This is a genomic window from Lewinella cohaerens DSM 23179 (assembly GCF_000379805.1).
In the GTDB taxonomy this organism is placed as follows: Bacteria; Bacteroidota; Bacteroidia; order Chitinophagales; family Saprospiraceae; genus Lewinella; species Lewinella cohaerens.
Genome location: NZ_KB903567.1, coordinates 2,501 through 29,499 on the forward strand (window position 1 = coordinate 2,501; position 26,999 = coordinate 29,499).

Genomic DNA, 26,999 nt, shown 5'->3' on the forward strand with positions numbered 1-26,999 from the left:
TTTTACGGCCGGCGTCCGTACTATTATCTGCAATCGGGGCATATTCTGCCCTCCCGGCAGCAATCAACCGTTGGGGAGATAAGAAATAATCGTCTTGCAAGGTACGCACTACCGTCGTTGCTCTTCTTACCGACAAGTCCCAGTTGTCTTTGACACAGTTTCCTTCTATGGGAATATTATCGGTATGACCTTCTACCATTACATCAAGTTCGCTGTGATCATTAAGGACAAGGGCTATTTTATTGAGTACATTTTGTGATTGATCATTCAGGCGAGCACTCCCTGAAGCAAAAAGTAATCGATCCGCTATAGAAATATGTACTTTCCCTCCACGTACCTCCACTTTTACATCTTCGTCCGCAATGTTCCCAAGAGAACGCTTCAGATTCATCACCAGAGACAAGTTCAATGAATCTTTAGCTTGTACCTTTTTGGTGAGGTCTTGAATAAAGCTGTATTGATCGCCTAAGCTTTCTAATGACTGCTTAATACTTTCTGCTCCTGTCTTACTAACGACCGACAAATCAGCCATACTTCCGAGTAAGCTCCCATTGGTAGAACGAAGATGATCCGCTTCCTGCTCCAACAATTCATACTGCTCCACTTTGTTGGCTAATTGGCTATTAGCTTCTGATATCTTGCTTCGCTGCGTAAAAAACAATATGATCCCTGCAACGGAAAGAATAGATAAAAGGATAATGATGATGTTTGTCCCTTTCATGATGATGTTGTGTAGTTTGTAAAATGTGGATTTATCTCAACTTAACTGCTTATCTGACGTCTTTTGTGTTCTTAAACTAGTAGTAACACCTAAATTTAATAACGATAACTCCGCCCTAAAAACTGCGATTATTGATGCTTTATTATATTCGTTGACACAGAAACTGTCTAAAAATTTAGCTTAGGTCCTTTCCTTAAAACCTCCATTGATGAAAAAATCTGTTTACTTATTAATTGCATTTCTCTTACTGGCTACTGCGTCTTACACGCAAGTGAACCCAAGTATTGAAAAAATCACAGAGGTCTTTTTCTCAACTTATGATTGCCCTCCCCAAGCTCATCGACTACTGCGTTTTGAAAGTAGGTCAGATGGTTATTACCTGGTACGTATCAATACTTCTAATGAGGTAGAACGTCGAGAAAAATTTTATGACAATAGGTCAAAGACCTACTTAACCATTAATTCCGCTAATAAATGGACTGATAGCACCAATCGAAACCCGACGAACACGAGAAACCTATCCCAAAGCTATCTCCTTCAGCTAGGTCGCTTTGAAAAAGACGCTTTCAGCCGACAGCCCTATTATGGATACCCTGGATGGTACAAGGATGTCATTGCTTACTGGGAGAATAAAGAAAACCTGACAAACGAGGAATTGCATGCCCTTGCACGCGCTTATTCTACTGCAGCAATTTCCTTATTAGCTAATTATTCCAACTATAGTCTCGACGAAGAACGCTTCCAACTAAAAGATGGAGTTCCTGCCATGGACACCACTCAGCTACAACAATACCTCCAAGCCGCTAATAAATGTTTGGCTGCCTACAAAACACTTAAGGATCGTGACCCTCAATTTACCACCCCGTTGGGGCCGGCCAGTACCAAGTACGCTAATGAACGAATGAATGTTTTTTTGACACTTTTGTATTTTCAGGGCGAAAAGGAAGCACGTAGTTTTTTAGAAGAGGATATGTACGAGCCGTACTTCCTTAGTAATGCCAGAAATTATCTTCGATCTTGTCCTAAGGACGCTGTAGTTGTTGCTTGGGGGGATACCGATACCTACACCTTATTATATGTACAAGCCACTGAAGACTTTCGTACCGATGTAATTGTAATCAACACTTCACTCCTGGCTGTTGACCGGTATCGTAAAATGCTATTAACGGGCCCTTTCACTGCTTCTCCACTACAGACTGACCTTCCCGAATTCTACAACATCTTACCTGTCAAAGTTTGGATAGATAGCAAAGCGTATTCAGATACGTCTATCACTTACGCTTTATTGAAAGAAAAACTTTCAAATGAAGGCAACTACTATAAGAGTACAACTACCTGGGTCTATCCAATGCCCTACAGTCATATAACTCTTCCCGTTCCAGTTGGCACTCTATATTTGTATAAAAACAACGAAAATACCCCAGCTCGGTGGATAGCCTTTACTTCAAGTGGTTACGAATTAATAACCAGTTATGCTTTATTGGATTTATTGGCTGCAAATGAATGGAAGCGTTCTTTATGTTTCCTACCCACTGTTTCTATTAATGAATTAAAGCCTTGGCAGGAACACCTCATCTGGAATGGCTGGGTCTATCAAGTCGTCCCTGATCGATTGGAAGACAATAGGGCTGCTGCCGGCATTATGTACCATACCGATTCTACCTTTAACCTATGGCAAGATAAAATGGTCTATGACACGACTACAACTATTACCTCTTTTGATAAGCTACCGTTTTATCAGCACCAAATCAAAAGTGCCAGAGAACTATTAACTAGATTATTGAAGGACAAAAAAATAGACGAAGCCTACCAGTTTGCAACATCTTTACCGCGATACTACCCAAATACTATAAGGAGTTGGGATAGGCAATGGATAGAACTCGTTCCTCTTTTTCGCCAAAGCGGCGCATTGGAAACAGCGAACAATGTATTGGAGACTATAGCTGAGAACGTGCGTGAAAACAGAATTGACTTTCAAAGGGAAGAAGATCGATATTTGTTGTTGCAAAGGGTTAGGGAGTTGAAATGGTAAGGGATTTTATGGTTGATTGTTGATGGTTGTTTGTTGTAGGTTATTTAACTAAAACGGGTGATTTCGGGACATTGTGTCGCCGAAATCACCCGTTCATGGAGATTGAATAAATCAATCAAGCGTTATGCTAAGCTTAATCGCGGAAACGAACTTTTACGGTTTCGCCGATACAGCTTACCGTTACACTCTGTCCTTCGCTTACCTTACGCATGAAACCATCTTCGCGGCCTGGGAGGGCAGCAGTCAGGCGGCTGATACGAGTACCTGCATCACTAGCAACATCAGCATCGATAGAACGAGCATAGCTGTATTTATCAATTGCAGCGATGGCTGCCAAACGGCGATTCCAATCATCACAAGCAGTTGCACGCTTAGAGATGATATCACCCATTAGCATATAAGGCTTACCCCAACCACTCTTAAGGCTGGCAGCCTCGCGTGCTTTGGCATTCGCTTGACCGTACTGGCCTTTCTGCCAAGTGAGGATAGAAGCCATAGAGAATAAGATTTGCGCTTTGACCTCAGGATCCTCGGTAGAATCGATACATTCCTGATAGCTAGCCAATGCTTTATCGTAATCTCCTTCCTTTTGGTAAACAGAACCAGCAAAACAAGGATCTTTCATGCGTTCTGTCAATGCTAATTCTTCGTAAGTAGCCTTTAACTCTGCCAACTCAGGGTCGGTTTCTTCACAGCCTTGTGCCATCAACTTCTGCCAGATGTAATTAATGGTTTCCCAATCTTCTTTGTTTTCAGCAAACGAAGGCAAAAGGTCACCTTTGAAGTAATCACAATCGAATACTTCGGACGCAATCTCCGATATTTTTGCATCCATATTGGCTTTACCAGACACGTAGTAGTCCTTGTAGTAGTGGTCATTCTCGATATTGTGATCGGCGAATTCTACGGCTTTGGTATAAAGGTCACGAACAGTGGCCTTGTCAATTTGGCCATCCTGATACAAGTATACAAGTGTTAGACCAAGAGGGTCTAAAAGGATATACTCTGACTCATTTCCAGCAGCTTCCATTGCGGCCTGCAATGCTTCTAGTGTTTCCAAGGTATAGCCATAACCATGGGAATAGAACATGTCGAATGCCTTACGGCCAAGGATGAGCTTGCTGTCATCAGGATAACATTCCAAGTATTCATCATAGAGCTTCATTATCACTTTTGAATACTCTGCCTTCTGCTCGGTATCTTCGGTTTTTGCAGTTTTTGCTTTATACAGAATAATACCATCAATATAATGTGTTGGCCGTTGGCCATCAGCAGCGGGAGCAAGTGTGTATGCTTTTTCCCAATTACTGAAAGCAAGATTAAAATCAGATTCGGCCAAAGCTTCTACGTCAGCTGCGGTTTTATCTTTCAAATAGGGACGGTACACCACGTGAGCATCCTCTGCTTCTCCTTTATTGGCGATTTCCTCCCAGTTTGTACACTGCGCAGAGAGCGAAGCGGTTCCTAAAAATAGGATAGCCAGCAGAACAGCCAGATTTTTTTGAATAGTCATACTTAATTGAATTTGCGTTTAAAGAACCACGAATTATCGTTCAAAGTGAAGCCTAGCGTAAGCCTCACGAAAGTTTCTTCTAATACACCGTCTACTCCGGCACGCCCTAGCTCTACTGCTGTGTTAACAAAAGACACTTGCTGGCGCGGCATAATAACAGGAAAGCCCATGCCTAAGGTAAAGGAATATCCTTCCACCTGTTGTCCGTCTAGTGTACGCGGATCGGTACCATAACGGAACCCAGCTCTGTAACGGATTTTTTCCCAGTAATTATTGTAGGAATTAAAGTTAGGGATATACTCTCCTCCTATTGCGACATAGTAATTATCCATTAACTGTTCCTCTTTAAGATCATTACGATAATTACTCCAAGCAGAGGCACCATACTCAATACCAATATTGAGACGGTTTAAATCATGAAAGTGTACACCTAAAGAGTAAGAAGAAGGCAAAACTCCTTCTCCTCTAATATTTTCGTTACGAAAAATTGTATCTGAGACAATACTAGAAAGGTAGCGGCGAGTAAACTGAGTACCTTCCATTGTAAAATCGGCTTCATTACTCAAGGTTGCACCAAGAACAATACGCTTACCATTTGGTACTTTTTCTCCTTCTTTATTCAACTCTTTGAAAAGGAAGGCGTACTGTGCCCCAAAGGTCCAGCTTGTTCCGCGAAAGCTAATTTCATCCTGAAACTCTGTATCCAAAGACCCTTCCAGTGAATCAAAATCAACAAGTCGGCTGTTAATAAGATTCCCAAAAAGGAACCCTATTTCAGCACCTACAGAAAGTTGTTCGTAGCGAAAGCCAGTACCCCAACGCAGTTTGGTGGTACCACCAGCCCCTTTGAGGGTGTTGGTGCTACTTTCTACACCAGGAGTGAGGGTGTCAATAAGGCGAATATCGTAGCCCACTTGGGTCTGTGGAATCAAGGTGATACTCATTCCAGCATTCCAATCATTACTTTTCCGATCCAAGGCCTGATTGATCGCATTGCGAAGTGGAAAGCCCAATGAGAGGTACTGAAGATTGCCCCCCCAGGAAACATCATCGATTCCTCCGCTGCTCAGCTTTGAACGCCGTGCATACAATCCGCCTTCAAAGGCTGTCGATTGCAAACTAGCCAGTGAAGCCGGGTTAAGGATATTTAGCTGATAAGGATCCTGCCAACCAGCGCCAAGGCCAGCCATTCCAGCCGATGCCGAAAAATACTGCGGCACAAAATCGCCTAGGGCGAAACGCGACAAGGGCGAATTCACCTTTGGGCTAATATTACTATTCTGCACCTGACTCCACGCACTTAGCGAAAACATGGTGAGAAAAAGTACCGTAAAAATTTTATGCCAAATGTTCGACATTATAAGTTAAAATTTTGTGTAGTCCGTAGAGGACTAGATTTGAATGCACAAATATCTCGCATTCTATGTTATTCGCCAAAAAACTGGCATCTCCACCAGTAAGTAACACTTTTAAGTCGGGCCATTGCTGTTTTAGGCGCCCGGCCAATGCCTCTATTTCCAAGGCAACACCTAAGCCACCACCATTCTGTAGCGCGGTTGTCGTGCTGGTTCCCCAGACTTGAATCGCCGCCAGCGGCTCTACCTGTGGGAGCCGAGCAGTAAACTCGTGCATTGCCCGCAATCTCATTCTCACTCCTGGCGATATATTACCTCCTAAATAGGTGGCATCAGCCCTGAGTATATCCATTGTAACACAGGTTCCTGCATCAACAACCAAACAAGTATTGGCTGGATAATAAAACTGTGCGCCTGCTACTGCCGCCAATCGGTCTTTACCGAGGGTGGCCGGTGTAGCATAAGCATTTACGAAAGGTAAAATAGTTTTTTCACTCAAGCCCCAAACCTGGTATTCCTGTTCTAGCAAGATCGTCCATACTGCGGGCCAAGATTCAGCCACGCTTGAATAGATGATATTTTGTACCTGGTGGTTGGTTGCCAAGCGGGAAATATCTTCCAACTTTACCGTTACGCCAAGGTGCTCTTCTACCAATTCCTTCTGATAAAAGACACCATACTTTACGCGGGTATTTCCTATGTCAATGACCAAATTGCGCATATTATTTGTGCTTGACGCTATAAATGCCTAAAATTTATCTAGGCCGTTTCTATAACGTCGTATTCGCTCATTATGACGCCTTGCCACCATCTGCGGTAACTTAAGGTACTGTTAATGTTTAAAGTGGCGGTGCCCTGTCATGACCATCGCCATTCCGTGTCCATCACAATAGGCAATACTGTCTTTATCTTTGATAGACCCTCCTGGCTGAATTACCGCTTTTATTCCCTGCTTGTCTGCAATTTCCACACAATCAGGGAAGGGGAAGAAAGCATCCGAAGCCATAACCGCGCCATCCAGGTCAAAGCCAAAAGCTTTCGCTTTGTTGATGGCTTGCTTCAGTGCATCCACCCGTGAAGGCTGGCCACAACCCATACCGATTAACTGCTTGTTTTTCACCAAAGCAATCGCATTCGATTTGAGGTGCTTAACGGCAATACTTGCAAACAAAAGGTCACTTACTTGTTCTGGCGTAGGTGCTACTTCTGTCACGGTATCAAGGTCTGCAATCGTTTCCTGGCGCATATCTGTATCCTGCTCTACTACACCATTTAATAAAGAACGGAAAGAGCGGCTACCAATCGCGTAATCCTTCAACTTAAGCAGGATACGCTTCTTTTTACTTTTCAACAACGCCAAGGCATCCTCATCAAAATCGGGTGCAATCAATACTTCGTAGAACAGCTCGTTGATGGCTTCGGCAGTAGCCAAATCCACACTGGTGTTACAAATAAAGATACCTCCGAAAGCCGAAACATTATCACATTCCAGCGCTGCATCCCATGCTTCTTTGAGGGTAGAACGAACCGCGAGGCCACATGTATTGGTATGCTTGAGAATAGCAAAAGCAGGATCGCCGATTCTCAACTCCCTCATAATCTGAACCGCCGCATCGATATCAACAAGATTGTTGTAGGAGATATCTTTGCCGTTGAGTTTATCAAAAACGGCATCGAAATCACCGAAAAACACGCCAGATTGGTGTGGGTTCTCGCCGTAACGGAGAATATCTGAACGGTGGATACTGTACTTGAACGCAATATCCGTAGTGCCTTCGTTGAAGTAGTTGAAGATTGCAATATCGTAGTTCGAGGAAACCTTGAATGCGCGGCGCGCCATTTCACGGCGATCTGTTAAATCCAGCGTTCCTTCTTTTTCTTTCAGTATTTCCAAAAACAGGGCATATTCAGCGCGGGAAGGCACGACTACCACATCTTTGTAATTCTTGGCTGCAGCACGAATCAATGAGATACCGCCAATATCAATCTTTTCGATGATTGCTGATTCCTCATTGGTCGTTGCCACCGTCTCTTCAAAAGGGTAAAGGTCTACAATTACCAGATCGATTTCCGGTAACTTGTATTCCTTTAGTTGATCCAGGTGATCGGGTTCACGGCGTGCCAAGATACCACCAAATACCGCTGGGTGTAAGGTTTTCACCCGCCCGTCGAGGATAGAAGGATAAGAAGTGATGTCCTCAACTGCCGTAACAGGAATATCCAACTGGGCGATAAATTTCTGTGTACCACCCGTGGAGTAAATCTGTACACCCTGACGGTGTAGTTCCTGCACGATTTCGTCGAGACCATCTTTGTGATAAACTGAAATCAGTGCGGAACGAATCTTTCTAGCTGACATGAATGAAGTGCCTTGTTTTGAAAAGAAAGCGCAAAGGTAAGGAATTGGGAGAGGTTTTTTTAACCAGATAGTCACATAGTTTCTCTTTTACAAGTTGAAGNCACCTAGTTTATAGGGAAATTCTGATCTTGCAGTAAATAATCAGCTATGCTAGAAGCGATAAAAGATAAAGCGGCAATACTACACCAAGAAGTGATCGCCATCCGGCGGTACCTGCACGCCCATCCAGAACTTTCTTTTGAGGAGTACGAAACGGGGAAATATATCGCTGGATTACTGCAAGCCTGGGGGGTTCCTCACCAATATCCTTTTTCGGAAACAGGAGTTGTAGCGCTAATTCAGGGCGGTAAAGGACCTGGCCCCGTGGTGGCATTACGGGCAGATATTGACGCTTTGCCCATTGAAGAAAAGAACGAAGTGAGTTATTGTTCTCAAAACCAAGGGGTCATGCATGCCTGTGGGCACGATGTACATAGCTCAAGTTTACTGGGAACAGCTAAAATTTTGTGGGATTTACGTGATCAGTTTGCTGGCTCTGTTAAGCTTATTTTTCAGCCAGGGGAAGAAAAAGCACCCGGTGGTGCGAGTATTATGATTAAAGACGGAGTACTGAAGAATCCTGCTCCGGCTCATATTTTCGGGCAGCATGTGCATCCGCCATTGGCGGCAGGTAAAATAGGTATTCGGTCTGGTTTATACATGGCTTCCGCAGATGAACTCTACCTGACGGTCACCGGACGAGGAGGTCACGGCGCTTTGCCTCAAGACACGGTCGACCCTATTGTCATTACGGCTCAGATCATCATGGCGCTGCAAACATTAGTAAGCAGACAAGCCAACCCTACCCTGCCGTCGGTACTTACTTTTGGGCACATTGCCTCTACGGGAGGAGCCACCAATATCATCCCCAATGAAGTAAAACTAAAAGGCACCTTCCGCACCATGGACGAAAGATGGCGCGCTGATGCCCTCCAAAGACTTCAGAAAATGGCCAGCGGTATTGCTGCTGCCTTGGGTGGCAGTGCTCAGTTGGATATTCTTCATGGCTATCCTTTTTTGCACAATGATGAATCGCTGACCGCGCGGGCCACGAATTATGCTCGCGAATACATGGGGCCGGAAAACGTGGTGGAATTGCCCATCCGAATGACCAGTGAAGACTTTTCTTATTACTCCCAAGAGATTCCCGCTTGTTTTTACCGCCTCGGTACTGGGAACCCTGCGCGGGGAATCACCTCTCCTGTTCACACCAATACTTTTGATGTGGATGAGGAATGTTTGTTGCACGGGATGGGCTTGATGGCTTGGTTGGCGATGCGGGAGTTGGAGGTTTGATGGTTTGTTTGTTGGATGGTTTAACAGGTATAGAAGGAGTTAACAACGCTTCTGTTAGTCCCCAGACTACAAGGAGCCTTCCGTTTTTTTTAAAAACCCGTCACGGCTGTGGTCTGATAGATTTGACACCCTAGGTGTAAAGGTTGAGGAAATAAAAACAAGTGATTTACCTTAGCAAAGTGACTCCGCCGGAGAAGTGTTGCTCCTCTCCATTACGCCCTAGCACCAAGGTGATGTCCCAAATATAGGCTCCTTGTGGTGCATCCTTAAATTGAGAAGTGCCATCCCAGCCTAAGCTGATATCATTGGTAAAACCTTCTTTTTGTTCAAACAGCAAGCCGCCCCAACGATCAAAAATGCGAAAATTCTTAAACGCAAGATCTCCTGATGATTGAATATAAAATTGATCATTTCGCCCATCATTATTGGGCGAAAAAACATTGGGTGCAAAAAAGGGAAACTCAAGCCTGACGCGTGCTTCATCACTGGCCACACAGTCATTTTGATCAATGACTACGAGTACTAGAGACGAATTTTCTTCAGGGAGGAAACTATAAATATCGCAATCTTCGGTACAGTTGAGCAATAAGGAATCGTTGACTATCCAGGAATAATCAATCACGGGAAAATCATTATCAATGGCTGCTATAAATTCGGCTGCTTGCCCAAACAATATCGTCTGATCAGCGCCAATGTCTACGTCGAGGTAAACATCCTCCACCAATAGCGAGAAAGTTCGTGTAATACACGCATCACTAATCATTGCTTCATAGTAACCTGATTGTGTTATTAAACGAGACACTTCATTACTCCCATCTGCCCAAGTGAGGGTAAAGCCCGGCTGACCAGCAACAGGGTTCAACTGCAAAGTATCCTCTTCACAGAGGTAATATTCCGTAACTACCGTCGACAAACTATCACTACCCAGAATTGTAAAAGGAGTAGGCAACTCACCGTCTTGATAATTGCGCGGATTATTGGACAACAACCGACCTTCCGGATATTCAAGTAAATTGGTAAAACCATTCATGACTGCTTGCACCTCGTGATTGCCAAGCGCTGCGGCTTCTGTAACGGTCAAGCTAAGAACGATGCTATCAATCCCAAAATCAGGATCAAAATTGTTGATTTGCAAAATATTCGTCCCGATTCCACTCACCTCTCCAGGGTAAGGGTTATACAATACTTCCTCAATTATAACGCCCGCCGGAAAGCTATCCCTCAAGGTAAAGTTATCTCCCGGCAAGGGTGATGAAGAGCGATTAACAACTCGGATCGTTGAAGTAATGCGCTGACAATGACGCAAGGTATCACCAGGTAATGATTGTTGTATAGCAATATCGAAATCTATACAAGAGCATGCATCTGTAAAATTCAGATTAGGGTAATTCACAACATCTACTACCTCATCGACCAGCGTACCCGAATTAAGGTGATAAAAACCAAGCAGGCTATTATCTCCTTCTCCTGTAAAGGATACCAATACTTGATTATTCAAGAATGCTACTCCTGGCCTATAATTATCTCCATAAATTAAAGACACTGATTCCCTGTTTGTAACCAGCCCTGATTCGGGAGAAATAGTAGAAAAGACACGTTCGGCTGGATGATAGCCGTGCAGCTGGTTGGTGTAAACATCTAAGGCAAAATCGGTTCCGCCATAGGTCGCGTATGTTCCACCATTGGGTACTGAAATGGAATAACTTTGGGGGACTGTATTCTCCCTAATGTCTATAAAATACAGTATGTTCATCGAATCCGATACAGAGGGCACGACCAGATAATTGTCATCAAAAGAAACAGTCCCTGCGTGCGGCTGAAGAGCTCCATCGATTTCTCTTACAATATTATATTCTCCATCTGGAGATAATTTAAAAATACGCTGTACTCCGGGAATATTCTGATCTATACCATAAATACAATTGTCGGATCGTCGGTATCCGATGGCGTTAATTAATCCAACATTAGGTATTGGTAATGCTTCGAAATTGATGGTATTATCCCCCACTTGGGTACGATTAATATAAAAATCGCCACCAACAGCTATAATCATACTGCCATCGCAAGACCATAAGGGCTGAGCTTGGGTAATGTTACTAAACAATAAGAAAGTAAAAAGAGAGTATGCGCAGATACGAATCATGAGAGCAATTTAAACATCAGAGAGTGTATATAACAATAACTACAATGTGTGAGCACATGTTCTTTAGGGGTGTAGTTTAACAATTTTTTCCTCCAAAAAAAAATCCCGAAACCTCAAGCGAGGAATCGGGATAGTATGATGACATAGGCTGTATACCTACGATATTAAGCGACCGTCTCTTCTTTCTTAATGGCCTGGCGAAAGACCACCACATCGTCAAAAACATCGAGTACTAATTGCTGACCGGGTTGCACAGTATTGGCGAGCAGCTGTTTTGAAAGCTGTTTCAATACCCGCTTTTGGATCACCCGCTTGAGGGGGCGAGCACCAAATTCGGGGTTATAGCCTTCGTCAGCAAGCCAATCCATGGCGTGTGGCGTAACAGTGAGGTCGATTCCTTGCTCTGTAAGTATAGTTTTGAGACTATTCAACTGGAGCTCAACGATGCCGCGAATATCCTTGCGCGACAAGGGACGGAACATGATGACCTCGTCAATACGATTGAGAAACTCGGGGCGGACCGACTTTTTCAGCAGGTCAAACAAGAGGTTTCGCGTCTTATCAATCGTTTCTTCTTCCTCGCCTTCTACCATGCGCTCAAAATTATCGCGGATGATATCTGAACCGATGTTGGAAGTCATGATGATGATGGTATTCTTGAAATTCACCATCCGGCCTTTGCTATCGGTAAGGCGCCCGTCGTCCAGTACCTGCAAGAGGATATTGAACACATCAGGGTGCGCTTTTTCGATTTCGTCAAGCAGTACGACCGAGTAAGGCTTGCGCCGAACGGCTTCGGTTAGTTGGCCACCTTCGTCGTAGCCTACGTAGCCCGGAGGCGCTCCTACCAGTCGGCTCACTGCGTGGCGTTCCTGGTATTCACTCATATCAATCCGTGTCATCAGGTCTTCATCATCGAAGAGGTATTCTGCGAGGGCTTTGGCCAACTCGGTCTTACCTACCCCGGTAGTACCGAGAAACAGGAAGGATCCGATGGGCTTGCTCTGGCTGCTAAGGCCAGTACGATTGAGACGAATGGCGTCGGCTACTGCTTCTACCGCTTCGTCTTGTCCGATGACGCGACGGTGCAAATCCTCTTCGAGGTGAAGGAGTTTTTCGCGTTCACTTTGGAGCATCCTTGTAACAAGGATGCCCGTCCAACGACTTACAATTTCGGCGATATCTTCTGCTTCCACTTCTTCCTTGACCAACATCTTATTGTCGGACTGCATTTCTTCTAACTGAGCGGTAAATGACTCTAACTGGGCCTGTACATCAGGAACTCTGCCGTAGCGGATTTCGGCTGCTTCGGCGTAGTTACCTTCGCGTTCTGCGCGATTGGCGGCCAACTTCAGTTGTTCCGTGTCTTCTTTGGCTTGCTGGATACCGAGCACTACTTCGCGCTCACTCTCCCACTGGGCCTTGAGGGCGTTGCGGGCTTCTTCCAGGTTGGCCAAATCTTCGTTGATCTTATCGATTTTCACCAAATCGTTTTCACGTTTCATGGCTTCTCGCTCGATTTCGAGTTGGCGAATTTTGCGTTCTGTTTCATCAAGTTCTTCGGGCATGGAATTCATCTCCAGGCGCAGGCGGGCCGCAGCTTCGTCGATCAAGTCGATGGCTTTATCCGGCAGGAAACGATCAGCAATATAGCGGCTGGATAATTGCACCGCTGCTACAACAGCTTCGTCCTTGATATTGATTTTGTGATGCGTTTCGTAACGCTCCTTCAAGCCACGCAGGATAGAGATGGCATCTTCTTCGGAAGGCTCACCAACCAAAACGGTCTGAAAGCGCCGTTCGAGGGCCTTGTCTTTTTCGAAATATTTTTGGTATTCGTCTAAGGTTGTGGCACCGATGGTACGGAGTTCTCCTCGCGCCAGGGCAGGTTTGAGGATATTGGCCGCGTCCATAGCACCCTGGGTTTTACCAGCACCAACGAGGATGTGGATCTCGTCGATAAAGAGGAAGATTTGCCCATCCGCCTGGGTGACTTCGTTGATCACTGCTTTGAGGCGTTCTTCGAATTCGCCCTGGTATTTGGCACCTGCGATCAGTGCGCCCATATCGAGCGTATAGATGTCTTTATCTCGCAAATCTTCAGGTACATCTCCATCGATGATACGATGGGCGAGACCTTCTACGATTGCCGTTTTACCAACACCGGGCTGACCGATGAGGATGGGGTTGTTTTTGGTACGCCGCGCCAAGATGTGTAACACCCGGCGGATTTCTTCATCACGACCAATCACTGGGTCAAGCTTGCCGTTGCGAGCACGCTCGTTGAGGTTGACCGCGTATTTATTGAGAGCGTTGTAGGCTCCTTCCGCGCTGTTGGTGGTGACCCGCTGACCTTTGCGCAGGTCTTCGATGGCAGCGATGAGGCTTTTTTCGGTCACGCCACTGTCCTTGAGCATCTGCCCGACGCTGTCTTTGACGGCCACGATGGCAAGGAGAATATGTTCCAACGCTACGTACTCATCTTGAAAGGTCTTCAGGTAAGTATTGGCTTTTTGGAGTACCTCATTAGTGGTACGGGCCAAGTATTGCTGGCCACCGTCACCGGTTTGTTTAGGATAAGAGGACACGATGCTTTCGGTAGCGCTCTTGACCGCAGAGAAATTGACGCCTAGCTTTTTGAGTACAAAAGGAGTGACGTTCTCGTCGACTTCCAATATGCCTTGGAGCAGATGGCCAACTTCAATACTCGGGTTGTTGCCCTCCATGGCCAGTTGCTGGGCTCGTTGGACGGCCTCCTGGCTTTTGATAGTGAAATTATTCAAATGCATGTTGTTTATTTTGATCTTTTGGATTCTTTGAAGAATTCCAAAATGCTTTTAATTAAAATCCAATCACACCACTTTTTATGGTAAGTAGTCTGAACTACTAAGTCAATTGCAAAGGATATGCCAAGGGGGGAACAACGAGCGACTAACGCCATTGTGACACCTTTTCTGTGAAATCAACTGACACAAAGGCAGGTTGATTTGATTTCTTGCTGTCATTTTGTGGGCGATGTAGGTGCGACCGTACGCTGAACGCGACGTAGGTTCAACCGACACCGAACTGGGGAACCGGGCACCACCACTTGACCTCTTGCGGGTCTGCTGATTGCTGGTCGGGAGACCAGCAGTATATGTCCTTGTAGTCTGGGGACTACAAGGAGCCTTAGTAGTCAGGATGGATGGTAACCTTCTTATTGATCATTTTTGAGCAGTGTCACACAGTGACGGGGAAGGATAAGGATAGCCCTTACGGCTAGGACTACCCTCCCTCGATCCTGTGGATCGCTCCCTCCAAAGGGACACATTTTGATGATGCTAATAGCAAGAATAACACCTATACCCATTACTAAGTGGTTTGGGACATTTTCACTTGTCCTTTTGTGTTCTGACTACGTTGAACTCTGAGGACTAAAAGGACGATCAGCGCAGCTAAACCACTTAGTGCCGGGTATATTGCTTAGGTGACTTGACCTTTGGAGATGATTCTTTGGGGAAAGTGGCCTAAAACGGGGAGCAAATCAGGTAGGGATAGAAGCGGTATGCGCGGAGCGGAGCGAGCACATGAGAGTGGATAGCCCGGCCCCGCAAGGGGACCTGCCAAATAAAAAACTTAGGCTAACATGAAGTGTTCACATTAGCCTAAGATAAAAAGGTTTGCATAATACTCAAACACACACAACCGGGGTTAGGAGCCCCGGAGAGAAAAATTTTACAGAGAGTAGCGCGCGCATTGTCCCCGTAAAATATGCTTCTTGTTTAGAACCTTTTGGTCCTATTTACTTGCTTCGGCGCTGTGCAATAAAAACGTCATTTGGTATTGAGTAGCAAACAACGCCGATAAAAAGTGATTTCAGGTCATGCATCACTGCTTTGTTGAAGTGTTGCAATATTTGAGGATTGCTTCTGATGCCAAAATACAAGGGGGACACTGGAAGCTATTGCCTTATTTTGGAAGCTCTCTTTCCACTTCAATAGAAGGAGGTTTTCCAAATCCCACAGTTTTGCAGACCTAAAATCCACTTTGAAAAAGGATGATGAATAGAAACCCGAATTATGCGCCTGCCAAGCCCACTCCCACGGGATAAAGGCAGCGCACGGGAAACTCTCAAGAATAAAAAGTTTTTAGGATGTTTTTTTTATCAGATCATTTGGTTACTTGTTTTACCGTCGTACCATTGCTGGTTGTCAGGTGTAGGAAATAGTTGCCTTTTGGCAAGTTGGTCATGTCTACTTGGGTGGCAGCAGTAGCCGCTGCTTGTTGTTTCTTCAATAGCTGGCCTGAAGCAGAAAACAATTGTACGTCCTTCAATTCATTCGCTTCTCCGCTTGTTTGTATGGTTACTTTGTTTACCACAGGGTTAGGGTAGACATTGATTCCTAGGTTATTTCCCTGGCTATTTAGCGGTGCCGGAAAATCTAAAGAAAGTGCTGTATCTTCATTTGCTCCATTTCTATTGGTTATTCCGTTTGCAGGTGAGCTGGCATTGTCTGCCGTCGTTAGTGCCTGCGTTGGGGCTGCCAAAATGGTAACATATTCCGTTGACCCTGCCACTGGGTATTCTTGAAGGTTTTGATCCACCATTTTGATCCTTTCTACCGTAATACCCGTATTTACATCTTCGAGGAAGGCAATATCTTCCACAATAATCATGATAGAAGCAATATCGCCATGACCATTGGCCTCTCCTTGTTCTTTGCGCAGGATAACCACTTCGATTTCTCCTGCTTCGTTGTTTAGCTGAATAAAAGATTCGGCTCCATTACCATTGTTTCCGTTTAGCCAAGTATTGGATAACAAATCAAGGCTAATCACATTTGGATTCCACAAGGGAGCTGTTAACTCATCAGCAAAAAGTGTCGGATCAAATTTTATAGTAAAAGTGATTCCGAATAAATGATCTACTGGCTGTGCTGCATCTCCCAGGCTAAGGCTTAAATTGAGTGCTTCACCTGCTTCAATGCTACTGGTACTTGCACTTAATAATAAGGTAGGATCCTGAGCGGCATCACCCGTACTGTATCCATCAGGGCTAAGCACACCATGGGTATTTCCATAGTTTTTTCGCCAGAGCACTTTGCGATCTCCTTGTTCTACCTTTCCGCGGCCATTAACATCAGCATTGCTAAAGTTTATGCCATCTGAAAAACTCTGTAGCCAAGAAGGGCCTGACGTATAGCCTTCCCAATCAGAACCTGTTTCATCTCTTTCAGGTCCAATATATCCTTCGGCAACTCCGTGGTATAATAAATCTACACCATTAACTATTCCGTTGTTGTTGATGTCTCCTGGCCAAATTTGCTGGCTCTGAGCACACAGTGCTGCACCCCATTGGGTTATTAGCAATAACATAACAGCTGCCCTCAGGGCAGGAACGTGTAAATTTCTCATCCTTCTAACGATTTGGGAGTTACCTATTCAAATTCACGAGGGAGCCATTCCTCAATTAGCTCCTTCCTGTTTTGATGTTACAAACATAGAGGATCGGGTAACAGCAAAAAATTACATATTTTTAGCTTTCTCAATCAATAACCTCGACCTACCCGATAATAACATCAAGCATTAAAAAACATAACACACTATAAATCAACATAACGCAAATTACAAATTATTATTTATTATTATATATTCGAATCAAAAATCCAGACCCTATAGCAATACTTACTTTATGAAAAAGGAAAAAACATTAACAACATTGAGGCGTTTTTCTCGAAAAAAAATGAATCTTTTTCTGGATTTCGTTGCGTCACCGTATTTCAATAAAAACCAACGTCTTCTGGATTTCGCTCATTACCTCTCTTCTTTCCACCCTCTTTTCCCAGAAGAGAGTTTAGCCTTGGCATCTATTCCTTCTAATATTTTGCCCGCTGGCAAGAGAAACAAGAAGGAATTGAGTTATTTAAAAAGCCATTTAAATAAACTACTGAAAACATTTATAGGGCAACTCCATTATCAGGATAGCACCAACATCCAGGAACTTGATATCATTCAAGGATTAATGAAGATGGGCAGTGATGATTATGTCCCAATGCTCAAAGCCTTTAAGACCAAAATCGACCAAATCAACAGACCAGGAAATGATGAGCTTTGGATGCAGTATACTACGTCCAATATTCTGCGAGGGCAATTATCGGGCAAACCTGCTGACGTAGAAGTTATCTTGCAAGAGAGCATCAACCGACTAGATGAATACTACCTAATTAATAAACTAAGCTATGGCATAGAAATACAAAACCGTCAACAGGTGATTCAGTTTGCGCCTTCTTTTCAGAATCACTTGATGGATCAAATAGAAAAACACTTAAGCNACAAAGAAGAAATGGGGCCTCGGTTGTCGCTTTATTATCAGCTCTACCTCTGTTTTAAGTATCCTGATGAGGAAAAGCATTTCTACAAACTAGTACGTTTACTCCCGGAACATCAATTGAAAATCGAGCGAACGGAATGTCGAGGCATCTATTTGGCAACCATCAATATCTGTTTAAGAAAGATGCGCATCGATTATAATACCTACGCAACGATCTGCCTTGGCCTTTACGAAGAAGGCATCAGGACTAAGATTCTTTTTGAACGAGGGCTATTAACGGAGTGGACTTACCGCAACGCGGTGAAAATTGGACTTAGGCTGGAGCGGTACAAATGGACAACAGATTTTATTCACACCTACAATCCATTCCTGGCGGTAGCATCTCAAAAAAACGCCTTGTATTCCAATCTAGCGGAGGTTGCTTTTTCACAAAAAGAATTTGATCAAACTTTTGAGCATTTACATAAAATCAAGATCAATCATTTCCGTTACCACCTGAGCACCAAAATACTTTTGATTAAGACCTTTTACGAAACAGAGAATATCGACTCCTGCCTTTCGGCGCTGGGTGCATTTACCGTCTACCTTTCTCGCCTCAAAGGAGTGTCTTTGGCGGTGAAGAAAAACTGCCAGCATTTTTGTCAACTTCTCCATCAGATTTTGATGCAGAGTAGCGACAAGAAAAGAGAAAAAACTAAACTCAAGATTCAGCAACAGATGCCATTGGCAGAAAGGGAGTGGCTCCTTGATGTTTTTAGCAGAGAGCATCCACGCTTTTAAAAAATACCATTCAACCCGCTCATTCTACCATTCAGCTTTTTAGAGTGGAATGCCTGGTGCTTGACGTTCATCTTTGTCTGCGTAAACCAGATGAAGAATTATGAGAGCGTTAAACCTGTTGTTATTATTAGGAGTACTCCTACCCTATTTACCCGGTCAGTCCTTAGACCAATACGTACAGATAGCCCTGGAAAACAATCTGGAGCTCGCCCAGAAAGACCTAAGTTTCCAGGAGGCTCAGGCCCAACTAGCGCAAGCCAAAGCCTTATTTTGGCCTCAGTTAGGGATTAATGGCCGCTTCAGCGTAGCTCAGGGTGGGCGCACGATTGACATTCCGGCGGGTGACCTTGTTAACCCTGCTTATCAAAATCTCAATGCACTCAACCAGTATATATCAGGTAGCGACCCTACCTATCCGGCATTTCCGAATTACGGTACAGTAGATAATGCGTCGATCAATTTCCTTCGTGCTACAGAGCAAGAGACGGTCGTACGCTTGAGTATGCCGGTTTATAATAATTCGATTGTTCGTAACCGTCAGATCAAAGAGAGTATGCTGGCTGCAAGTGGTAGCGAGTTAGCAGGATTTCGCCGACAACTGCAACGGGATGTGAAGCAAGCTTATTACATCTATTCGCAGGCTCATTACGGCCGACAAATCTTTGAGGATGCGTTGCAGTTAGTGGAAGATAATTTACGCACCACTCAAAGCCTACAGGCCCATCATCAAGTAACTGCCGCTGATGTCTATTCTTCCCAAGCGCAAGTAGCGAGTGTTCAACAGCAATTGGCAGTGGCTATACAGCAAGAACAATCAGCCCAGGCGTATTTCAACACCCTCCTGCGCCGAGAATATACGGAACCCATTAAGCTGGAAGAACAACCTGAGCATTCTACGGAGGCCATCCTTGGCTTGGAGGCCGCCCAGCAGCAAGCTTGGCAACAGCGGGAAGAGCTGGAACAGTTGAATTTCTACCTCGCTGCTGCCGACGAGAATAGCAAACTAGCTAGCGGCAACCGGTTACCTACCGTCAACTTCCAAGCGGACTATGGCATTCAAGGGGCCACTTATAGCTTCACGAGCGAAGATGATTTCTTTCTTGGCTCGCTGGTTTTACAGGTGCCTTTATTCAACAAAGCCACTTCGGCCAAGGTACAGGAAGCCCAGCTTGCCCAACAGCGATTGTTGCAGCAAAAAGCCGCGGCGGAACAGCAAATCGGCCTTCAGGTCATCAACCAATACTACGCTTTGCAGGCCGCACAAACCCAAGTCGTACAGGCTCAACAACAAAAACTGGCCGCTACCGAAGCTTTTCGCTTACAAAAGCGGCTTTATGAACAAGGTCAGAGCAACCTCGTCACTTTTACCAATGCCCGAACATCGCTCACTACTGCTGAGCAACAACTGATTATTAATCGCTACAATTATCTCCAACAGGTTGCCGAATGGGAATGGGCCGTGGGGAATTGAGGAGGTTAGCCAACCTCCTGTACTAAGTACATGGTACAGGGTATAGGGATTTGACAGCCCCAAATGGAACGACCTATCTAATTACTTGATTCGAAATATCTAATCAACAAAAATCCAAATCAAAAAATAATGAAAAACATCTTAGCCATCCTCGCTCTTGCGGTTATAGTCAGTGCTTGTACGACACAGGCGCAAAACCGGCAACCTTCAGCGGCAGCCAAGAAAGTTGCGGCAGCCTCCGCTACTCAAATTAATTTTCAGCCTACTGTTTTTGCGACCGGCCCACTCGCCGCTGCTGCAGAAGCGAAATTAAGCTTCAAGACCGGCGGTATTATTGCCAAGGTGTTGGTCAGAGAAGGACAGAAAGTCCGTAAAGGGCAGCTTTTAGCAGAACTTCGGCTAGACGAAATACAGGCTCAACAGCAGCAGGCGAATCTTGGTGAAGACCAAGCTGCCATTTCATTAGAAAATGCTCGCCTTGCACTGAGATTAGCAGAGCGGGACTACCGAAATGTTTCTGGTCTTTACGCCGATAGCGTAGCTACGCTGGAGCAATTGGAAAATGTAGAAGTGCAGCTTAACAATGCCAAAAACCAGTTATCTGCCGCCGAAAAAGGGCTTGCTTTTCGCCAACAAGGCGTAGAAGTTGCACAATTCAACCTACGCTACAGCAGCATTGTCGCACCCTCTGATGGTATTATTCTCCGCCAGTTTGCGGAAACCAACGAGCTGGTTGGGCCGGGTAATCCAGTCTTACTGTTCGGCAGCCGCCAAGAAGCCCAAGTACTTAAGGTAGCTGTCACAGATAAAGACATTATTCACTTAAACCTGGGCGACAGTGCGACCATTCATTTTGATGCTTACCCCGAGGTAGCTTTCCTTGGCTTCGTGCGCGAACTAGCGGGCACTTCTGACCCATTTACCGGTACTTATGCTGTAGAAATTGAGCTTGCTCCTCAAACGCGGCAACTCGTCAATGGCTTTATTGGTAGCGTTACAATCCAGACCAAGCAGCGGCAGTCTTTGATCAGCATTCCTGTTGATGGACTCTTGAAAGCAGATGGTGCTATCGGCCAAGTAATGGTCATCGACCAAGGACAAGCTCGCTTGCGCGAAGTGAACATTCAGCAATTACAACAAACCCAGCTTCTCCTACGGCAAGGACTCGAAGCCGGAGAAATGGTCATCACTGCTGGTGCCAGTTATATAGAAGAGGGTGATCGGGTGGAGGGGTTTTAGTTTGATGGTTTGATGGTTGATGGTTGATGGTTTGATTGGAAAAACCTGACCTCTTAAATCTGAAATTTTTAATACGTTGATGACCGCCCCAAAACAACCACGCGCATCAAGCCTCCCTTCCCCTGCGAAACGCACCCCGAAACGATGCCAACATCAACAATGGGAAGGGTCGGGGATGGGGCTAAGGGGTTGGTTGATGGTTTCGCTTACTTAGTAATTCCCATTTCAGACTTCCGATTTCCGACTTTGAATACTCTCCCTTTTGATTGTTATTTCAATTTTTAAAAACAGCACAAAAATAAATTGAGCCGACGTTCTTCAAAAAGCTGGCTAAGCGGTTCATTTTAAGCGTGTCAGCTATTTGAAAAACCAAAAAGAAGGTTCAATTTATTTTTTGCGCAACACTAGTCATCAATGAATATTCCTCAGTTTTCTATCCGTAACTATCAGCTGACGCTGACGCTTTTCGTTATGCTCTTGCTGGCTGGTATTGCTTCTTTTCTGGGCATGCCTCAGCAAGAGGACCCTGTGCTGGATATTCCCAACACACTCGTTATTGCGGTTTATCCGGGAGCCAATCCACACGACATCGAAAGCCAGGTCGTTGATCCGATTGAGGAGGCCATCAAGGAGCTTGATGACCTCAAAGAGCTACGGACCGTCATCCGCGACGGGACAGCAGTGACGGAGGTAGAGTTTGAATTCGGGGTAGATGCCGACGATAAGTACGACCAAATTCAGCGTCAACTTAACCAACTGGGGGATGTTTTACCTGATGATCTTTACAGCCTCGAAGCTCGCCAGATCAACACCAATACCGTAAACATATTCCAGATTGCGCTGATCTCCGACGAAGCGAACTACCGCCAGCTTTTTCAGGAAGCAGAACGCATTAAGAACAAGATAGAAACGGTTAACGGTGTTCGTAAAGTAGAAATCGAGGCCTACCCCGAAGAAGAGGTACGCCTGGCTTTAGATCCTGTAAAAATGACGCAGGCCAAGCTCAGCATCGATGATATCGAGCGCGCCATTGCCGGCACCAATGCCAATATTCCCGGTGGTGCCGTAAAGGTCGCCAACAAGCTTTTCGCCGTAAAAACCTCCGGTGCCTACGAAGACCTGGACCAGATTCGCCAAACGGTGGTAGGCGTCTACAATGGCAAGATGGTTTATTTGAAAGATGTCGCAGATGTTGACTTTAGCTACGAAGATGAGCGCTGGCTCGCACGCTACAACGGCCAACGCGCTATTTACATCAATGTCACTCAGAAAAAAGGTATCAATATTTTTGATGTCAGCGAGCCCGTAAAAACTTCCTTAGCGGAGCACCAACTGCCCGGAGATATGCAAGTAGCCTACGTCTTCGACCAGTCGGCAGGTGTGCAAGATCGCATCAGTGGTTTTATCGGCAACCTAGGGCAAGGTATCCTACTGGTGGGTATCATTATCTTTCTATTATTAGGTGTACGTTCCGCCAATTTGGTCATGCTGGCTATTCCGCTGAGTATTATGATTGGCTTGCTGGTCGTCGACAGCATGGGCTATACGTTACAGCAAATGTCTATTGCGGGCCTCATTGTAGCTTTGGGCCTACTGGTAGATAATTCTATCGCCATCACCGAAAACATCGAACGCCTCTTGGGCAAAGGCTATACCCCAGCACGAGCAGCAGCAGAAGGTACCCAACAGCTGGTCACGCCTATTGGCAGTGCAACGCTCACAACAGTACTGGCCTTTGTGCCGATTGTCTTAATGCCCGATGTAACAGGAGCGTTTATTGCAGCACTTCCTATCACGGTCATTGCCACCTTATTGTCTTCTTATTTGATTGCGATCATGCTTACCCCTTTCCTTGCCAGTCGTTTTCTCAAAGCACGGCCTCAAGAGCAGAAAAACAGCTGGTTATTCGAGCGCATGGGGCGTTTTGTTCAAGGGCCCTACACTCGTACCCTACATTGGATCAACCGCAATAAATGGACAACACTCGGTTTAGCCGGCCTTAGCTTTGTGGGTGCTATGGCACTTTTTCCGCTTGTAGGAGTTAGCTTTTTCCCCAAGGCCGAGAAGCCCCAGATGCGAATCATCGTCAATTTGCCCAAAGGTACCAACCTTGATGCTACCGACCGGGCCGTCACTTATGTTGAGCAAACCCTTCAGGAATATGACCAGGTCGACTACTACGCTGCCAATATTGGTCACGGCAATCCACGCATCTATTACAACATTGCGCCGACCAATTACAGCAATACCTACGGAGAGCTATTCGTCACGCTCAAATCTTATGATGTAGACGAATTCTACGCGTTACTCAGCGAATTGCGCACCCGCTTTGGGGAGTATACCGCTGCTCGTATCGATGTAAAAGAATTCGTTCAGGGGCCGCCCAGCAAGGCTCCGGTAGAAATACAGATCAAAGGCAACAACCTCGAGGAACTTCAAACCATTGCCCGTCGGGTCGAGCGCATCGTTAAGCAAACCCCAGGTGCCGTCAACGTCTCCAACCCGCTGCGAGAAAACAGCACCGACCTTCACTTCAGTATCAATAGAGACAAGGCCATGCTATTTGGGGTGCCCCTCTTTACGGTCGACAAAACCATCCGCTCCTTCGTCAATGGCAACGCAGTAGGTGTTTTTCGCGATACCGAGGGCGAAGATTACAACATTGTTCTCCGCTACGAAGCAGGCGAAAACTTCCAACTCGCCGATTTCGATCGCCTGAGTATACCTACCATGACCGGCAAGTTCCTCCCCCTTCGCCAGGTAGCTAATATCACCTTCGAAGAGGCCCCTAGCCAGATTGAGCACTACGACAACCAACGTGTAACCACCATCCTCGCCGACCTCGAAAATGGCTACACCCTCGATGCAGTCATTGCAGATATTGACGCCCAGCTAGTTCAAGAAGAGTGGGCCAAGAACTACCCCTATACCTACCTGGGCGACTTGGCTAATCGCAATAATTCTTTTGGTGGCATGGGTGTCGCCAGCCTTTTAGCTATACTGCTTATTGTTGGTGTACTCATCATCCAATTCAAGTCATTCACCCAACCACTCATCATTCTTACCGCGCTGCCTTTAGCTATGATTGGCTCCATATTGGCCCTATTATTCACTGGTATTTCCTTCTCTTTCACGGCTTTCATTGGCCTCACCAGCCTCATCGGCATTGCCATCAACAATAGTATTGTCCTGGTCGATTATGCCAACTCCGTCAGGGCCGAAGGCGCCACCATTGTCGAGGCAGCTATCCAGGCGGGGCAGGTCCGTTTCATCCCCATTGTAGCCACTACCCTTACCACTATTCTCGGTCTTTTACCGCTCACCCTCAACGGTGGTTCCCTCTGGGCACCCATGGGTTGGACCATCATCGGAGGCCTCCTTACTTCTACCACACTGGTCTTATTGATCGTCCCCGTCCTCTACCAGTTATTCACCCGCGAAGAGGTGGTGACAGTATAATGCTCATTGAACCACCAAAAGCACTTAAGTAGGTTGAATTCCAAGTTCAATCTGCTTAGGTGCCTCTACTTTGGGAGGTACAATTTGGGGCCGCGCCGGTAGTAGCGTTGCTGCGCCGCCGCCACTACGGCACCAGGCTGTCCGCTCTCATGCATTGCTGCGCATTGCATACCGCTTCCATCCCTCGGCCTTGCGCCCTACCGGGCCCCGCGCTCCGGCCTCACGGCCTGCGCGACTATTGCTGTTCTAGCGATTGGGGCTCGTTAATAGCACGAGTTCAAGGCAAATTTAAAGGCAAATTTAAAGGCAAATTCATGAATTTGCCTCAGGTGCCTCAGGTGGTGCAAAAAAATAATGATCAACCAAAGGAAAAAACATAAAGACCAGTTAACCAGTCTTTTGGTTTACCGCCCACTTATATGCCCCGTTCGGCGTAGATTTCATCTACGTCGTGTCATGTTTGCCTCCCCACTTATATGCCCTTATAATCCCTCATATGGTTCAAGAAACCTTCCGTGCCTTTGGTAGTTCAATATGTCTGGCAGTACAAACAAAAAAACGGCAGCCCCCATTTCCAGGAACTGCCGCTGTTGTTGTCTATGTTTATACTATCGAACCAATTAACGATCCAACAGTCTAAATCAGTTTTAATCTACCACGATCATCTGCTTTGTTGCGCGATGCTCGCCAGCTTCTACCGTGTAGCTTAGTACACCGGTAGCGCCTTGGATATCTTGCTTCGTTACATTGATCGTATTGTAGCCTGCTGCGTAATCACCACGGATCACTTTGAGCACTCGACCGCTAGCGTCATTGATCGTTACCGTTGCCGCTGCATCCTCGGGCAGATTGAACCCGATCAGGGTTGCTGCTGCAAAAGGGTTAGGCGTGTTCTGGTACAATGCAAATTCCCCAGCTACATTCCAACCATTGGTAAATTCAATACCCAGGTCGGTCATTTCGCCATTGCGGTAGGCTTCTGCGGCCGTGTAACGGCTTGAGATGCTTAGCGCCTCACGTAGTGGTTGGTCCTCCGTTGCTCTAAGTACNAAGCTNAACAGGTGATCAGCTGTAGTTGCAGCGCCATCCCAGTTCCAGCTCGTCGTNATCATACCCTGATCTACAAAGCGTAGGCCAAAGTTAGCTGCTTGTGCTTGAGCGTACTCGATGTCTACCAACTCCACACCGCTTAGTTGTAGGGTGGCCTGGTAGCCTTCGATCTGATTCAAGTTATCCGCAGTAATCGCTATCGTGTAGGTATTACCTGCCTTCATGTCGATATCTTCCGCCTTTAGGTTGAAGATACCGTTGAGTGTACGATCGTCTGCTGCCATTGCATTGGCTTGAGCTGATCCGTTCACATCACCGATCTTCACACCCACAAAGTCTGCATCCAGGATATCACCTGCCAGGTTGTTCTCATTGATCAACTCTGGGAAGGTTTCTGACCATGGGTTCGTACTTTCTGGGAAGTCGTAGTCGGCTTCCACAAAGCGCCAGCTCGTATTGTTAGGGAACGCTGTGATCACGTTGAGGATCAACTTACGGATCTGGATTAAATCCAGCGTCGTAATTGTTCCACTACGGTTAGCATCCGCGGCGATACGCTTGTATGGGCCATCCAGTACATCCACATTCAGGATGTGCTTGGAGATCTTAACGATATCAAAGGTGGTCACACCATTCAGNGGGTTNGTATTCAGGTAAGGTGTTACTGAGTAATCACCACCTAAAGCCAGGTTACTGAAGTTGTATGTTCCATCTGTATTCGTGGTCATCTGGGCGGTCATGCCACCGTTGATGCTCACTTCTACACCTTCTACCGTTTCGGCATCTTCCGTCATGATGATACCTGCAATGGTACCTTCATCTTCACCACCACACGTAGTGTGTAGCTGTACCAAGATGTAAGTCTCACAGTAATCGTAGTTACCTTCTTCATCAAAGGCGTAAACATAGACTACTGTCGTCTGCTCATCATCTTGTGTCAAGACTAATCCGGTATCATCAGGGCTTGGTACAAAGTCAGGGTCAGCTTCTACGTCTGCTGCGCGGTAAATAGCGTACTTCGTAACACGAGGTAAGCCGTTGAACAGTTCTGGTCCTTGACCCGTACAATCACTGATTGGTGATCCTTCAAAGTCACTGGCCCAGATAGCCATCGAACAACCTTCGCCTTCGTTTGGCATCAGGGTTACTGTCAGTCCGTTGATACATACAGGCGCTGGTCCTTTACAGTCGATCACATCAAATACGATGGTCTCGCTGGTCTGGTTACCACA

The 26,999-nt window shown here is 45.8% G+C and carries 14 protein-coding genes (1 of these 14 cut by a window edge); 5 read left to right on the plus strand and 9 right to left on the minus strand.

Going from position 1 to position 26,999, the window contains the following annotated elements; all coding sequences use genetic code 11:
* A protein-coding gene (locus A3EU_RS0122635) for an OmpA/MotB family protein (protein ID WP_020538488.1) crosses the window boundary here: on the minus strand, positions 1 to 721 show its 5' portion. Its footprint begins 83 nt before the window's first position; 721 of the gene's 804 nt are visible here — the first part of the coding sequence; its start codon is at positions 719 to 721; its stop codon lies off the left edge, out of view.
* 208 nt (positions 722 to 929) lie between these two features.
* Here A3EU_RS0122635 and A3EU_RS0122640 point away from each other — a divergent pair, with 208 nt between their 5' ends.
* Positions 930 to 2,753 (plus strand): hypothetical protein, encoded by a 1,824-nt coding sequence (locus tag A3EU_RS0122640; RefSeq protein WP_020538489.1) that lies wholly within the window; start codon positions 930 to 932, stop codon positions 2,751 to 2,753.
* A gap of 133 nt (positions 2,754 to 2,886) precedes the next feature.
* Here A3EU_RS0122640 and A3EU_RS0122645 read toward each other — a convergent pair whose 3' ends face one another.
* The 4 genes from A3EU_RS0122645 to purH form a co-directional block, all read right to left on the minus strand.
* Positions 2,887 to 4,266: a tetratricopeptide repeat protein gene (locus A3EU_RS0122645; protein WP_020538490.1), complete on the minus strand. Its 1,380-nt coding sequence runs from the start codon at positions 4,264 to 4,266 to the stop codon at positions 2,887 to 2,889.
* 2 nt (positions 4,267 to 4,268) lie between these two features.
* Positions 4,269 to 5,624 (minus strand): BamG family beta-barrel-assembly machinery protein, encoded by a 1,356-nt coding sequence (bamG, locus tag A3EU_RS0122650; protein WP_020538491.1) that lies wholly within the window; start codon positions 5,622 to 5,624, stop codon positions 4,269 to 4,271.
* Positions 5,605 to 6,342 (minus strand): type III pantothenate kinase, encoded by a 738-nt coding sequence (locus tag A3EU_RS0122655; protein WP_020538492.1) that lies wholly within the window; start codon positions 6,340 to 6,342, stop codon positions 5,605 to 5,607. The genes bamG and A3EU_RS0122655 overlap by 20 nt, the downstream gene beginning before the upstream one ends.
* 111 nt (positions 6,343 to 6,453) lie before the next feature.
* Positions 6,454 to 7,980, minus strand: a complete 1,527-nt coding sequence (gene purH / locus A3EU_RS0122660) for a bifunctional phosphoribosylaminoimidazolecarboxamide formyltransferase/IMP cyclohydrolase (RefSeq protein ID WP_020538493.1) — start codon at positions 7,978 to 7,980, stop codon at positions 6,454 to 6,456.
* A 147-nt stretch (positions 7,981 to 8,127) separates the two neighbouring features.
* Between purH and A3EU_RS0122665 the strand changes: the two genes are divergently transcribed.
* The gene (locus tag A3EU_RS0122665; protein WP_020538494.1) at positions 8,128 to 9,315 is read left to right on the plus strand and encodes a M20 metallopeptidase family protein; all 1,188 of its coding nucleotides are present in this window, start codon (positions 8,128 to 8,130) and stop codon (positions 9,313 to 9,315) included.
* Positions 9,316 to 9,481: 166 nt separating this feature from the next.
* On the opposite strand, the gene A3EU_RS0122670 is transcribed toward A3EU_RS0122665, so the two are convergent.
* From A3EU_RS0122670 to A3EU_RS0122685, 3 genes are all read right to left on the minus strand, one after another.
* The gene (locus tag A3EU_RS0122670) at positions 9,482 to 11,458 is read right to left on the minus strand and encodes a T9SS C-terminal target domain-containing protein (protein ID WP_020538495.1); all 1,977 of its coding nucleotides are present in this window, start codon (positions 11,456 to 11,458) and stop codon (positions 9,482 to 9,484) included.
* Between the two features lie 164 nt (positions 11,459 to 11,622).
* The gene (gene clpB / locus A3EU_RS0122675) at positions 11,623 to 14,247 is read right to left on the minus strand and encodes an ATP-dependent chaperone ClpB (protein WP_020538496.1); all 2,625 of its coding nucleotides are present in this window, start codon (positions 14,245 to 14,247) and stop codon (positions 11,623 to 11,625) included.
* A 1,360-nt stretch (positions 14,248 to 15,607) separates the two neighbouring features.
* Complete coding sequence (locus A3EU_RS0122685; protein ID WP_020538498.1) at positions 15,608 to 16,852, minus strand: T9SS type A sorting domain-containing protein; 1,245 nt, start codon at positions 16,850 to 16,852, stop codon at positions 15,608 to 15,610.
* 1,796 nt (positions 16,853 to 18,648) lie between these two features.
* Here A3EU_RS0122685 and A3EU_RS0122695 point away from each other — a divergent pair.
* The 3 genes from A3EU_RS0122695 (at position 18,649) to A3EU_RS0122705 (ending at position 24,717) form a co-directional block, all read left to right on the plus strand.
* On the plus strand, positions 18,649 to 20,019 hold the full coding sequence (locus A3EU_RS0122695) for a TolC family protein (RefSeq protein ID WP_020538500.1): 1,371 nt from the start codon (positions 18,649 to 18,651) through the stop codon (positions 20,017 to 20,019).
* 129 nt (positions 20,020 to 20,148) lie between these two features.
* Positions 20,149 to 21,258 (plus strand): efflux RND transporter periplasmic adaptor subunit, encoded by a 1,110-nt coding sequence (locus tag A3EU_RS0122700; protein WP_020538501.1) that lies wholly within the window; start codon positions 20,149 to 20,151, stop codon positions 21,256 to 21,258.
* A 414-nt stretch (positions 21,259 to 21,672) separates the two neighbouring features.
* Complete coding sequence (locus A3EU_RS0122705) at positions 21,673 to 24,717, plus strand: efflux RND transporter permease subunit (RefSeq protein WP_020538502.1); 3,045 nt, start codon at positions 21,673 to 21,675, stop codon at positions 24,715 to 24,717.
* Between the two features lie 647 nt (positions 24,718 to 25,364).
* Here A3EU_RS0122705 and A3EU_RS31460 read toward each other — a convergent pair.
* Positions 25,365 to 26,906 (minus strand): T9SS type A sorting domain-containing protein, encoded by a 1,542-nt coding sequence (locus tag A3EU_RS31460; protein ID WP_044086406.1) that lies wholly within the window; start codon positions 26,904 to 26,906, stop codon positions 25,365 to 25,367.
* Positions 26,907 to 26,999 lie beyond the last annotated feature (93 nt).